This is a genomic window from Reinekea marina (assembly GCF_030409715.1).
In the GTDB taxonomy this organism is placed as follows: Bacteria; Pseudomonadota; Gammaproteobacteria; order Pseudomonadales; family Natronospirillaceae; genus Reinekea; species Reinekea marina.
Window position 1 is genome coordinate 682,378 of sequence record NZ_JAUFQI010000001.1, and the last position, 13,774, is coordinate 696,151.

At 45.1% G+C, this 13,774-nt stretch carries 8 protein-coding genes; 6 read left to right on the forward strand and 2 right to left on the reverse strand.

Annotation, left to right across the window (positions count from 1 at the left end):
- Window positions 1-69: 69 nt before the first annotated feature.
- Both rpoB and rpoC read left to right on the forward strand, forming a co-directional pair.
- Complete coding sequence (gene rpoB / locus QWZ13_RS03745) at window positions 70-4,152, forward strand: DNA-directed RNA polymerase subunit beta (protein ID WP_216001685.1); 4,083 nt, start codon at window positions 70-72, stop codon at window positions 4,150-4,152.
- A gap of 60 nt (window positions 4,153-4,212) precedes the next feature.
- Window positions 4,213-8,409 (forward strand): DNA-directed RNA polymerase subunit beta', encoded by a 4,197-nt coding sequence (rpoC, locus tag QWZ13_RS03750; RefSeq protein ID WP_216001684.1) that lies wholly within the window; start codon window positions 4,213-4,215, stop codon window positions 8,407-8,409.
- 42 nt (window positions 8,410-8,451) lie between these two features.
- On the opposite strand, the gene QWZ13_RS03755 is transcribed toward rpoC, so the two are convergent.
- Window positions 8,452-8,586, reverse strand: coding sequence for a hypothetical protein (locus QWZ13_RS03755; protein WP_290280580.1), 135 nt, complete (start codon window positions 8,584-8,586; stop codon window positions 8,452-8,454).
- Here QWZ13_RS03755 and rpsL point away from each other — a divergent pair.
- From rpsL to tuf, 4 genes are all read left to right on the forward strand, one after another.
- A complete protein-coding gene (gene rpsL, locus QWZ13_RS03760) occupies window positions 8,569-8,943 on the forward strand; it encodes a 30S ribosomal protein S12 (RefSeq protein WP_216001683.1) in 375 nt (124 codons plus the stop codon). The genes QWZ13_RS03755 and rpsL overlap by 18 nt on opposite strands.
- 116 nt (window positions 8,944-9,059) lie before the next feature.
- Window positions 9,060-9,530, forward strand: a complete 471-nt coding sequence (gene rpsG, locus QWZ13_RS03765; RefSeq protein ID WP_216001682.1) for a 30S ribosomal protein S7 — start codon at window positions 9,060-9,062, stop codon at window positions 9,528-9,530.
- A 19-nt stretch (window positions 9,531-9,549) separates the two neighbouring features.
- Complete coding sequence (fusA, locus tag QWZ13_RS03770; protein WP_290283263.1) at window positions 9,550-11,646, forward strand: elongation factor G; 2,097 nt, start codon at window positions 9,550-9,552, stop codon at window positions 11,644-11,646.
- A 31-nt stretch (window positions 11,647-11,677) separates the two neighbouring features.
- Window positions 11,678-12,901, forward strand: coding sequence for an elongation factor Tu (gene tuf / locus QWZ13_RS03775; RefSeq protein WP_290280576.1), 1,224 nt, complete (start codon window positions 11,678-11,680; stop codon window positions 12,899-12,901).
- A 63-nt stretch (window positions 12,902-12,964) separates the two neighbouring features.
- On the opposite strand, the gene QWZ13_RS03780 is transcribed toward tuf, so the two are convergent.
- Window positions 12,965-13,759, reverse strand: a complete 795-nt coding sequence (locus QWZ13_RS03780; protein ID WP_216000461.1) for a TSUP family transporter — start codon at window positions 13,757-13,759, stop codon at window positions 12,965-12,967.
- Between the last annotated feature and the right edge of the window lie 15 nt (window positions 13,760-13,774).

A 13,774-nucleotide genomic window follows, 5' to 3' on the forward strand; every position in this document is an offset into this window, starting at 1 on the left:
ATCCGATTCACCGCATTTTATGCGGTAAACCACCAGACACACCGTTGGTGAACAAGCTGGGGATTGCTGATGGCATATTCTTATACCGAAAAGAAACGAATTCGTAAGAATTTCGGTAAACTAGAGCCGGTTATGGACATTCCATACCTACTGGCTATACAGTTGGACTCCTACCGGAGTTTTCTACAAGCAGATCTAGACGCTGCTGAGCGTCAAGATAGCGGGTTGCACGCTGCATTTAAGTCTGTATTTCCAATTGTAAGTTATTCTGGAAATGCGGCGCTTGAATACGTCAGCTATAAATTGGGCAAGCCTGCGTTTGACGTTAAAGAATGTCAATTACGTGGCGTAACCTATTCCGCTCCTCTGCGCGTAAAAGTTCGATTGATTATTTATGATAAAGAATCTTCGAGCAAAGCGATAAAGGACATCAAGGAACAAGAAGTCTACATGGGCGAGATCCCATTGATGACTGATAACGGCACCTTTATTGTAAATGGTACAGAGCGAGTTGTTGTATCTCAGCTGCACCGTTCACCAGGTGTGTTCTATGATCATGATAAGGGTAAGACGCATAGCTCTGGTAAGCTATTGCATTCTGCACGCGTGATTCCTTACCGTGGCTCATGGTTAGATTTCGAATTTGATCCTAAAGATCAAGTATTCGTCCGTATCGATCGTCGTCGTAAACTGCCGGCAACTATTTTGCTTCGCGCATTAGAGTTTACAAATCAAGAAATCTTGGACATGTTCTTCGAGCGTGTTGGTTTCAGCTTAAAAGACGATGCATTCTCTATGGATGTTGTGCCTGAGCGCTTAAAAGGCGAAACAGCGGCATTCGAAATAAAAGATTCTAAAGGCAATGTATTAGTTGAAGAAGGCCGCCGTATTACGGCTCGTCATATCCGTGATTTTAAAACGGCTAAACTAACCTCAGTAGAAGTACCTGATACGTTCTTACTGGGTAAAGCACTTGCTACTGATATTATTGATTCAAGTACCGGTGAAATTCTTGCTAACTGTAACGATGAAATCACATTAGAAGTACTTGAGCAATTCCGAGCTCAAAAGATTAAGTCTTTTGAAACGCTTTATACCAATGACTTAGATTGCGGTCCGTTTGTTTCTGACACACTACGAAACGATCCGACCAGCACGCCATTGGAAGCTCTGGTAGAAATCTACCGTATGATGCGTCCTGGTGAGCCACCAACGAAAGAGTCTGCGGAAACTTTATTCCAAAACCTTTTCTTCTCTGCCGATCGTTACGATCTTTCAACTGTTGGACGCATGAAGTTCAACCGTCGTTTAGGGCGTGATGAAGATACAGGCGAAGGCACACTGAGCCGTGAAGATATCGTTGATGTTTTAAAAACATTGGTTGATATTCGTAACGGTAAAGGCGGTGTCGATGATATCGACCACCTTGGTAACCGTCGTGTTCGTTCTGTTGGCGAAATGGCTGAAAACCAATTCCGAGTAGGTTTGGTTCGAGTTGAACGTGCGGTTCGTGAACGTTTGTCTATGGCTGAAAGCGAAGGCCTAATGCCGCAAGACTTAGTGAACGCTAAGCCTGTAGCTGCAGCAATCAAAGAATTCTTTGGTTCTTCTCAGTTATCTCAGTTCATGGATCAAAACAACCCGCTGTCTGGTATTACCAACAAGCGTCGTGTTTCTGCATTAGGTCCAGGCGGCTTAACGCGTGAGCGTGCTGGCTTTGAAGTTCGAGACGTACACCCGACTCACTATGGTCGTGTTTGTCCGATTGAAACGCCAGAAGGTCCAAACATTGGTTTGATCAACACCCTATCAACTTATGCTCGAACAAACCACTACGGTTTCTTAGAGACGCCATACCGTAAAGTTGAAAACGGTAAAGTGACCGATGAAATCGTTTATTTATCTGCTATCGACGAAGCCAAGCATACCATTGCACAGGCAAACGTACCGGTTAACGATAAGGGCATGATTGAAGGTGAATTTGTTCAGGTACGCCACCAGAATGAATTTACATTAGCGGCGCTCGATAAAGTTGACATGATGGATGTATCTCCTCGTCAAGTTGTATCGGTTGCAGCATCACTTATTCCATTCTTAGAGCACGATGATGCTAACCGAGCCTTAATGGGCTCGAACATGCAACGTCAAGCCGTTCCGACTTTGAAGTCTGATAAACCACTTGTGGGTACAGGCATCGAGCGTAACGTAGCGATTGACTCCGGCGTGTGTGTCGTAGCCGATCGTGGTGGTGTGGTTGAGTTTGTAGATGCTTCTCGTATCGTTGTTAAGGTACAAGATAGCGAAATCGGTGAAGATGACGCCGGTGTTGATATCTACAACTTAACTAAGTACACCCGCTCTAACCAAAACACCTGTATTAACCAGCGTACTATTGTGCGTCAAGGTGACATGATTGCTCGTGGCGATGTATTAGCTGACGGTCCATCTGTTGACTTAGGTGAACTCGCATTAGGTCAAAACATGCGTATCGCCTTCATGCCTTGGAATGGTTATAACTACGAAGATTCCATCTTGGTTTCTGAAAAGGTTGTACAGGAAGACCGATTTACGTCTATCCACATTCAAGAATTAACCTGTATCGCACGTGATACCAAGTTGGGCGCAGAAGAAATTTCAGCGGATATCCCTAACGTTGGTGAAGCAGCGCTTGGTAAATTAGATGAGTCGGGTATCGTTTATATCGGTGCTGAAGTAGGTCCTGGTGACATTCTCGTCGGCAAAGTAACGCCGAAGAGTGAAACTCAGCTTACTCCTGAAGAAAAACTACTGCGTGCCATTTTCGGTGAGAAAGCGTCTGATGTTAAAGACACTTCTCTACGAGTTAAAGGCGGCATGCGTGGAACGGTTATCGATGTTCAAACTTTCACACGTGATGGTGTTGAACGCGATCAACGTTCTAAAGATATTGAACGTCAAGCGCTTGAAGAGTTCCGTAAAGATCTTAACGCTGAATTCCGTATCATTGAAAATGCGGTATACGAGCGTTTAGCTGCTCAGCTGATTGGTCAAAGCGTTGCTGGCGGTCCAAACTTAAGCAAAGGCGATACGCTGACAGAAGAATACTTGAACCAGCTTCCACGTGCTGATTGGTTCAAGTTGCGCTTGCAAGATGAAGCCGCAGCCGCCGCGTTAGAGTCTTCCGAAAACCAGCTTAAAGAACGTAAAGCTGAGCAAGAAGAACGCTTTGATGACAAGAAGCGTAAGCTTCAGTCGGGTGATGATCTAAACCCTGGCGTATTAAAAGTCGTTAAAGTTTACCTTGCTGTGAAACGTCGTATTCAGCCAGGTGATAAAATGGCTGGTCGTCACGGTAACAAAGGTGTTATCTCGGTCATTATGCCTATCGAAGATATGCCATACGATGAAAAAGGTAACCCTGTAGACGTGGTTCTTAACCCGTTAGGTGTACCGTCTCGTATGAACGTTGGTCAGGTTTTAGAAACTCACTTAGGTGCAGCAGCTAAAGGCTTGGGTGACCGTATCAATGAAATGGTTGAAGAGCAGCGTTCTATTGCAGAAGTTCGTGATTTCCTAGGTCAGGTTTATAACGAATCTGGAGAAGGCTACCGTACAGAAACTTTAGGTGATTTCTCAGACGAAGAAATTAAAGAGTTGGCGAAAAACTTAAGTGGTGGTGTACCCATCGCGACGCCAGTCTTTGATGGTGCTGCAGAATCTGAAGTTAAAGGTTTGTTACGCCTAGCAGGAATGGACGACAGCGGTCAGATCCAACTATGGGATGGTCGTACCGGTAATGCGTTTGAAAACAAAACCACAGTCGGTTACATGTACATGTTGAAGTTGAACCATTTGGTCGACGACAAGATGCATGCTCGTTCGACTGGTTCTTACAGTCTTGTGACTCAGCAGCCATTGGGCGGTAAAGCGCAATTTGGTGGTCAGCGATTCGGTGAGATGGAAGTATGGGCGCTTGAAGCTTATGGTGCCGCTTACACCTTGCAAGAAATGTTGACAGTGAAATCAGATGACGTGAATGGCCGTACGAAGATGTATAAAAACATCGTCGATGGTGATCACCGTATGGAGCCTGGTATGCCGGAATCTTTCAACGTATTAGTGAAAGAAATCCGCTCTCTAGGTATCGATATGGAACTGGAAAACGAAGACTAAGTGAACGGGCGGGCGGCACTAGTTGCCGCCTAAGTTGCCAACTCCCTGCGGAGCTGAAACATGAAAGATTTATTAAATTTACTGAAAACCCAAGGCCAAGCGGAAGAGTTTGACTCTATACGTATTGGCTTGGCCTCTCCGGATATGATCCGTTCTTGGTCTTTCGGTGAAGTAAAAAAGCCAGAAACAATTAACTACCGTACTTTCAAGCCAGAGCGTGATGGTTTGTTTTGTGCGCGTATTTTTGGACCCATTAAAGACTACGAATGCCTATGCGGAAAGTATAAGCGTTTAAAACATCGTGGTGTTATCTGTGAAAAGTGTGGCGTTGAAGTTACCCAATCTAAAGTGCGTCGTGAGCGCATGGGTCATATTGAATTAGCGGCACCAGTAGCACACATTTGGTTCTTAAAATCTTTGCCATCTCGTATCGGCTTAATGCTTGATATGACGTTGCGTGATATTGAACGCATTTTGTATTACGAATCATTTGTTGTGATCGATCCAGGCTTAACTAGCCTAGAAAAAGCACAGCTTTTAACAGATGAAGAATACTACGAAGCGATCGAAGAATTTGGTGATGACTTCGATGCCCGAATGGGTGCTGAAGCCGTACAGAAATTATTAGAAGCGATTGATTTAGAAGCTGATATTGCAGAGTTGCGTGAAGCGATTCCAGCAACTAACTCAGAAACTAAAATCAAGAAACTGTCTAAGCGTTTGAAGTTGCTAGAAGCTTTCCATAAGTCGGGCAACTTGCCGACGTGGATGGTGATGCAAGTTCTTCCTGTATTACCACCAGATTTACGTCCGTTAGTACCGTTAGATGGTGGCCGTTTTGCAACCTCTGACTTGAACGATTTATACCGTCGCGTGATCAACCGTAACAACCGTTTAAAGCGTTTGTTAGAGTTAGCGGCACCAGACATCATCGTTCGTAACGAAAAACGTATGCTTCAAGAATCTGTTGATGCCTTGTTAGATAACGGTCGTCGCGGTCGAGCTATTACTGGCTCAAACCGTCGCCCACTGAAATCTTTGGCTGACATGATTAAAGGTAAGCAAGGTCGTTTCCGTCAAAACTTACTTGGTAAGCGTGTAGATTACTCTGGTCGTTCGGTGATCGTTGTAGGACCTACTCTACGTTTACATCAGTGTGGTCTTCCTAAGAAGATGGCATTGGAATTATTCAAGCCATTCATTTTTAGCAAGCTTGAGCACCGTGGTTTAGCAACGACGATCAAAGCAGCTAAAAAGATGGTTGAACGCGAAGAGCCGATCGTTTGGGACATCCTTGACGAAGTGATTCGTGAACACCCAGTAATGCTTAACCGTGCACCAACACTTCACCGTTTGGGTATTCAAGCGTTTGAACCCGTGTTGATTGAAGGTAAGGCTATTAACTTGCACCCGTTAGTATGTGCGGCCTATAACGCCGACTTCGACGGTGACCAAATGGCTGTACACATTCCGTTGACGCTAGAAGCGCAATTGGAAGCACGTGCGTTGATGATGTCTACCAACAACATCTTATCGCCAGCATCGGGTGAACCGATTATTGTTCCTTCGCAAGACGTTGTCTTGGGTCTGTATTACATGACTCGTGGCCGCTTAAATGCGAAAGGCGAAAACATGGTGTTCTCTAACATCGCAGAAGTTGAACGTGCTTATGGTGCGGGTCAAGTTGCGTTGCAAGCCATGGTTAAAGTTCGTATTAACGAAGTGAGCTACACCGAAGATGGTGAGCGAGTAGAGACATCTACGATCAAAGATACTACTGTTGGTCGTTCAATTCTTTATTCGATCGCGCCGGAAGGCATGCCGTTTGAAATGTTCAACAAACCAATGAAAAAGAAAGCAATTTCTGGATTGTTGAACGAGTGTTATCGCTCGGTTGGATTAAAAGAAACAGTTATTTTCGCTGACCAAATCATGTACATGGGCTTTAGTTACGCAACTAAGTCAGGTGCTTCAATTGGTGTGAATGACTTTGTTATTCCACAAGCGAAATACGACATCTTGGCCGCTTCTGAAGCGGAAGTACAAGAAGTTGAAGAACAGTTTGCTCAGGGTTTAATTACTCAGGGCGAGAAATACAACAAAGTTGTCGATTTATGGTCACGTTCAAACGACCAAATTGCTAAAGCGATGATGGAAGGTATTTCTAAAGAGTTTGTTACCGATAGAGATGGTAATGAAGTTGAGCAAGACTCATTCAACGCCGTATTTATGATGGCCGATTCAGGTGCACGTGGTAGTGCCACCCAGATTCGTCAGCTAGCAGGTATGCGTGGATTGATGGCTAAGCCAGATGGCTCAATTATTGAGAACCCAATTAAGGCAAACTTCCGTGAAGGTCTGTCGGTTGGTGAATACTTCATCTCTACCCACGGTGCTCGTAAAGGTTTGGCCGATACGGCATTGAAGACAGCGTCATCGGGTTACTTGACACGTCGTCTTGTAGACGTAGCTCAAGATGTTGTGGTAACTGAAGAAGATTGTGGTACAGAAGCCGGTGTTACACTTGAACCAATTATTGATGGTGGTGATATTGTTGTACCACTTACAGAGTTGGTATTAGGCCGAGTAGCCGCGGGTGATGTACTTGATCCAAATACAAATGAAACCGTGGTGCCTGCAGGTACCATGTTCGATGAGAAGTCTGTTGAGTTGTTGAACACTCACAGCATCGATCTCATCAAAGTACGTTCGCCAATTACCTGTGATACACGCTTCGGTATTTGTGCTCAGTGTTACGGACGTGACTTAGCACGTGGCCACCGTATTAACATTGGTGAGGCAGTTGGTATTATTGCGGCTCAGTCAATTGGTGAGCCGGGTACACAGTTAACGATGCGTACGTTCCACATTGGTGGTGCAGCCTCTAGCTCATCTGCTGTCGATAACATTCAAGTTCGTCACGGTGGTTCTGTACATCTTCACAATGTGAAGACAGTAACCCGTGAAGATGGTCACCTAGTAGTGGTCAGCCGTTCTGGATTGTTGGCGATTGCTGATGAAAACGGTCGTGAGCGTGAGCGTTATAAGCTTCCTTACGGTTCTGTTGTTAGCGTTCAACACGGTGCTAAAGTGGATGCGGGTGAAGTTATTGTTCGCTGGGATCCACACACACACCCAATTGTTGCTGAAAACAACGGTAAGTTGCAGTTCATTGGTATGGACGAAGGCGTAACCATTAACCGTAAGGTTGATGAGTTGACCGGTGTAAGCAGTACAGAAGTTATTCCACAGGCACAGCGTAATGCAGCGGGTAAAGAAATTCGTCCGTTGATCAAGATGCTAGATGGCGACGGCAACGAAGTGATGATTGGTAACACCAATCAACCCGTACAATACTTCTTACCAGATGGCGCTCTGTTGAGCTTGTCAGACGGCGCTGAAGTGAGTGTTGGTGACGTACTTGCACGTATTCCACAGGAAAGCAGTGGTAACAAAGATATTACCGGTGGTCTACCGCGTGTTGCAGATTTATTTGAGGCTCGTAAGCCTAAAGAATCAGCCATTCTTGCGGAGATCTCAGGTACTTTCAGTTTCGGTAAAGAAACGAAAGGCAAGAAGCGTATTGTCATTACCCCGACTGACGGCTCTGAAGGCTACGAAGAATTGATTCCTAAATGGCGTCAAATGAACGTATTCGAAGGTGAGCACGTTGAGAAAGGTGAAGTCTTGTCTGATGGACCGATGAATCCACATGATATTTTGCGTGTATTGGGTGTTGAAGCTCTTGCGAAATATATCGTGAAAGAGATTCAGGAAGTTTATCGCTTACAAGGCGTTGTAATTAACGATAAGCACATCGAAGTTATTACCCGTCAGATGTTGCGTAAAGCCCTTATCACCGATAGTGGCGACACCAACTTCATTAAAGGTGATCAGGTAGAATACATGAATCTACTTGAAGGTAACGACGCTGCGAACGAGCAAAATAAGCAAGAAGCTAAGTTTGAGCGTGTGCTATTAGGTATTACGAAAGCATCGCTAGCGACTGAATCTTTCATCTCTGCCGCGTCATTCCAGGAAACGACTCGAGTATTGACTGAAGGTGCGGTAACGGGCAAACGTGATTACTTACGCGGATTGAAAGAAAACGTGGTCGTGGGCCGCTTAATTCCAGCAGGTACAGGCTTAGCCTACCATGCGGAACGTAAGCGCAAGCGCCTAGAACGCACCGGTGAAAAGCCGACTATCAGTGCATCTGAAGTCGAAGCAGCTTTAAGCCAAGCGTTAAACAAATAGGCAGTATGCTGGCTGATACAGGGTTAGATAATCCTTTTTCAGCTAGCTATTGACTAAGAAATGCGCGATGACGTAGAATCGCGCACCCTCAATACCTGAGTGGGTTGTCCGCTCGGGTATTGTTATGTCACGGAAAGTGAAACAAGAGAAGAGGCTTAAATGGCTACAATTAACCAATTGGTTCGTAAACCGCGTAAGCGTATTACAGCCGCAAGTGCAGTAAGAGCGTTAGAAGCATGCCCGCAACGTCGTGGCGTATGTACTCGCGTATACACTACTACACCAAAGAAACCGAACTCAGCATTACGTAAAGTTTGTCGTGTTCGTTTAACTAACGGTTACGAAGTTTCTTCGTACATCGGCGGTGAAGGTCACAACCTTCAAGAGCACAGTGTTGTTCTAATCCGTGGTGGTCGTGTTAAAGATTTACCGGGTGTTCGTTACCACACAGTTCGTGGTGCACTAGATACTTCTGGTGTTAACGATCGTAAACAGGCTCGTTCTAAGTACGGTACTAAACGTCCTAAGAGCTAAACACCTGTAAATAATTTTTTAGTCTCAGAATAAGCAGTAAGGCTGGGTTCTGCATGTCCTTTTTGGAACGCGTATACCTCAGATCTGCCTGAAGACCTAATATAAGGGGCTTATCAATGCCAAGAAGACGCGTCGCTGCAAAGCGTGAAATATTACCAGATCCTAAATTTGGTAACCAAACTTTAGCGAAGTTCATGAACCACATCATGGTTGATGGCAAGAAATCTATCGCTGAAAAGATCGTGTACGGTGCTTTAGACATCGTTCAAGATAAGGGTAACGAAAACCCTCTCGAAGTTTTCGAGAAATCTTTAGAAAGTATTGCTCCACTGGTCGAGGTTAAATCTCGTCGTGTTGGTGGTGCTACTTACCAGGTTCCTGTAGAAGTTCGCCCTTCTCGTCGTGAAGCTCTAGCCATGCGTTGGTTAGTTGAAGCTGCACGTAAACGTGGCGAAAAAAGTATGCGTCAGCGCTTAGCGGGTGAGCTATTAGACTCAGCTGAAGGTAAGGGTGCAGCAGTTAAGAAACGTGAAGACGTGCATCGTATGGCTGACGCCAACAAGGCATTCTCTCACTACCGCTTCTAATATAACTGGAGACGTAGCCGTGGCTCGTAAAACTCCCCTGGCACGATACCGGAATATTGGTATCGTTGCGCACGTAGATGCGGGTAAAACCACAACTACTGAGCGTGTGCTTTATTACACCGGTTTGTCGCATAAGCTCGGTGAAGTACATGACGGTGCAGCAACGATGGACTGGATGGAGCAAGAGCAGGAGCGTGGTATCACTATCACCTCCGCGGCTACAACTTGCTTTTGGTCCGGTATGGCCCAACAGTTCGAAAATCACCGCATCAACATTATTGATACCCCTGGGCACGTAGACTTCACTATTGAAGTTGAACGTTCTCTCAGAGTACTCGATGGTGCTGTTGTGGTGCTTTGTGCATCGTCTGGTGTGCAGCCTCAAACCGAGACGGTTTGGCGGCAAGCGAATAAATATCACGTTCCTCGAATGGTTTTCGTCAATAAGATGGACCGAACGGGTGCTGATTTTTTCCGCGTATTAACGCAGTTAAAAGAACGTGTCGGTGCGAATCCAGTTGCATTGCAATTGCCGATTGGTGCTGAAGATGAATTCAAAGGTGTCGTTGACCTTATTAAGATGAAGTCTATCCATTGGAACGAAGCAGACAATGGTATGACTTTCGATTACGGCGACATCCCTGCCGAACTTCAAGACTTAGCCGATGAATACAGATTGCACCTCGTTGAAGCTGCGGCCGAAGCGAATGACGATCTGATGGAAAAGTACATGGAGACAGAAACGCTTTCAGAAGATGATATTAAGGCCGGTTTGCGTGCCCGTACTATCGCTGGTGAAATCGTACTAACTCATTGTGGTTCAGCATTTAAAAACAAAGGTGTGCAAGCGGTTCTCGACAGTGTAATCGAATACATGCCTTCTCCTACCGAAGTTAAAGCCATTGACGGTATTTTACCGGATGAATCTCACACGACTGTTTCTGTAGACGATGACGCACCTTTTGCAGCGTTAGCGTTTAAAATTGCAACAGATCCCTTTGTGGGCACTTTAACCTTTGTACGTGTATACGGCGGCATCCTAAAATCGGGTGATGCAGTATATAACTCGGTACGAGGCAAAAAAGATCGAGTGGGTCGCATGGTGCAAATGCATGCGAACAATCGAGAAGAAATCAAAGAGCTGATGGCAGGTGATATTGGCGCGCTTATCGGTATGAAAGAAGTGGTTACAGGAGATACCTTCTGTGATCCGAATCATATCGTCACCTTAGAGCGTATGGATTTTCCTGAGCCGGTAATTTCAGTAGCCGTTGAGCCAAGAACCAAAGCTGACCAAGAAAAGATGGGCGTTGCACTCGGTAAACTTGCGCAAGAAGATCCATCTTTTAAAGTGCATACAGATGAAGAGACAGGCCAAACGATCATTGGTGGTCAAGGTGAATTACACCTAGACATTATTGTTGATCGAATGCGCCGTGAGTTCAACGTTGAAGCTAATGTGGGTGCACCGCAAGTTGCTTACCGTGAACGCATTCGTAAAGGATGCAATGTTGATTCTAAATTTGCACGTCAGTCGGGCGGCCGTGGTCAGTATGGTCACGTTATTGTTAAGTTCGAATTGGCAGACGACCCGAATGCTGAAAAGCTAGAGTTTGTAAATGAAACAGTCGGCGGATCTGTTCCTAAGGAATATATCCCAGCGGTTGAGAAAGGCATTGCTGAACAAATGAAAAACGGTGTGTTGGCGGGTTACCCATTATTGGGGCTTAAAGCCACATTGTTTGATGGTTCGTATCATGATGTTGACTCAAACGAAATGGCGTTTAAAGTTGCAGCATCTATGGCTGTACGCAAACTTAAAGAACAGGCAGACCCAGCATTACTCGAACCGGTAATGAAGGTTGAGGTGGTAACGCCTGAAGACTACATGGGCGATGTCATGGGCGATTTAAACCGTCGTCGAGGCACCGTTCAAGGTATGGAAGACAGTCCGATGGGTAAAATCATCAACGCTGAAGTACCGTTGTCGGAAATGTTTGGTTATGCAACCGCATTGCGATCGCTATCGCAAGGCCGAGCGTCTTATACAATGGAGTTTGCGCAGTACAATGAAGCTCCTGCGAATGTTGTAGAAGAAATTATTAAAAAATCTTAATTAGCTACCGCTAAACTTAGAGGATCTTAAAATGGGTAAGGCTACATTTGAACGTACTAAGCCCCACGTTAACGTGGGCACAATTGGTCACGTTGACCATGGTAAAACAACTTTAACAGCTGCGCTAACGCGTGTTTGTGCTGAAGTTTGGGGCGGCGCTGCCGTTGCATTCGACGGTATCGATAACGCTCCTGAAGAGCGTGAGCGTGGTATCACTATTTCAACTTCTCACGTTGAATACGATTCACCAATCCGTCACTACGCACACGTAGACTGCCCGGGTCACGCCGATTATGTTAAAAACATGATCACTGGTGCGGCTCAGATGGACGGCGCGATCTTGGTTTGTGGCGCGACTGACGGCCCTATGCCTCAGACTCGTGAGCACATCCTATTATCTGGTCAGGTAGGTGTTCCTTTCATCGTAGTATTCTTAAACAAAGCCGATCTTCTTGCTGAAGACTGTGGTGGTGTTGGTTCTGAAGAATACGCTGAGATGTTAGAGTTAGTTGAAATGGAAATCCGTGACCTATTGTCACAGTACGATTTCCCTGGCGACGATGCGCCAATCATTGCAGGTTCTGCATTGATGGCTCTAGAAGGTAAAGATGACGACGGTCTTGGTACTACAGCGGTTAAGTCTCTAGTTGAAGCACTAGACTCTTACATCCCTGAGCCAGAGCGTGCGATCGACATGCCTTTCTTGCTACCAATTGAAGATGTATTCTCAATTTCTGGTCGTGGTACTGTTGTAACCGGTCGTGTTGAGCGCGGTATCATCAACTCTGGTGACGAAGTTGAAATCGTTGGTATCAAAGAAACAACTAAGACTGTTGTAACTGGTGTTGAAATGTTCCGTAAGCTGCTTGACGAAGGTCGTGCAGGTGAGAACATTGGTGCCCTTCTACGTGGTACTAAGCGTGAAGAGATCGAGCGTGGACAAGTATTGTCTAAGCCTGGTTCAATCACTCCGCACACTAAGTTCGAAGCTGAAGTATACGTACTAAGCAAAGACGAAGGTGGCCGTCACACGCCATTCTTCAAAGGTTACCGTCCACAGTTCTACTTCCGTACAACTGACGTAACAGGTGCTTGTGAGCTTCCTGAAGGCGTAGAAATGGTAATGCCTGGTGACAACATTAAGATGGAAGTTGAGTTAATCGCTCCTATCGCAATGGATGAAGGTCTACGTTTCGCGATCCGTGAAGGTGGCCGTACCGTTGGTGCTGGTGTTGTAGCTAAAATCATCGACTAATTTGTCGGTAGATTTATGAAAAGGGTGCTTCGGCACCCTTTTTTTATGAACGATATTTTAAAATTAGGAGGTTAAGTTGGTTGCTATGCCTACTGTGCAGACCAACAGCAATGCAACTCCGATCACCCGGAAAAACTTTTCGTTACTTTGAGTTTGAATGTATTCATGAAATTTCGTACCTAGAATGTGACCTACGAATGCACAAGGAAGTAACCAAAGTTGCTGAATAAGTTGTAGATTTACACCGGCAAAAATAAACGAAGCCATTTTAATTAACACAAGAATAAACCACAGAACAAACAGAGTGTCTCTTATTTGATGTCGTGGCACATGAGCTGCGTATACTGACACAATTAAAGGTGCACCAATTAAAGAGGTACCGCTGAAATACCCTCCAAGTCCTAGAAAGAACAGATCCCAGCCTTTATGATTACTTTTAAACGGCTTATTAATAATATAAGACACAGCGAAAAAGCTAATCATTGCAAAAATAATGATGGTAACCCATTGAGCCGGAAGCGTAAGCAAACCAAGTACCCCGAGTAACTTAGGGACGATGATTATTTTTAAGGACTTTTTTAAGTAAGCCCAGTTTATATTGCCACCATCAAGCGCACTCTCAGGTGATGATTTTTTCAATGCTTTGGATTGTTTGTAGCCAGTCCATGCAATCCAGCTGGAAAAGATAAGTAATTGAATAGATATAATAGGTAAGAAAAACAGTGGCTCATTTACAACGAGTAATAGCAAAGGCAGTGCAAGTGCTGCGCCACCGAATCCTAACCCACTGCGTACAAAACCACTCCAAATAAAAATAAGTCCAATTGTGACGTACTGCCAGGTCGCTAAATCGGTCAATGTGCCTCCTAAGTG

Bases quoted from the DNA above. Each gene is read 5' to 3' on its own strand.
- rpoB (WP_216001685.1), top strand. From the start codon at position 70: ATGGCATATTCTTATACCGAAAAGAAACGAATTCGTAAGAATTTCGGT.
- rpoC (WP_216001684.1), top strand. From the start codon at position 4,213: ATGAAAGATTTATTAAATTTACTGAAAACCCAAGGCCAAGCGGAAGAG.
- rpsL (WP_216001683.1), top strand. From the start codon at position 8,569: ATGGCTACAATTAACCAATTGGTTCGTAAACCGCGTAAGCGTATTACA.
- rpsG (WP_216001682.1), top strand. From the start codon at position 9,060: ATGCCAAGAAGACGCGTCGCTGCAAAGCGTGAAATATTACCAGATCCT.
- tuf (WP_290280576.1), top strand. From the start codon at position 11,678: ATGGGTAAGGCTACATTTGAACGTACTAAGCCCCACGTTAACGTGGGC.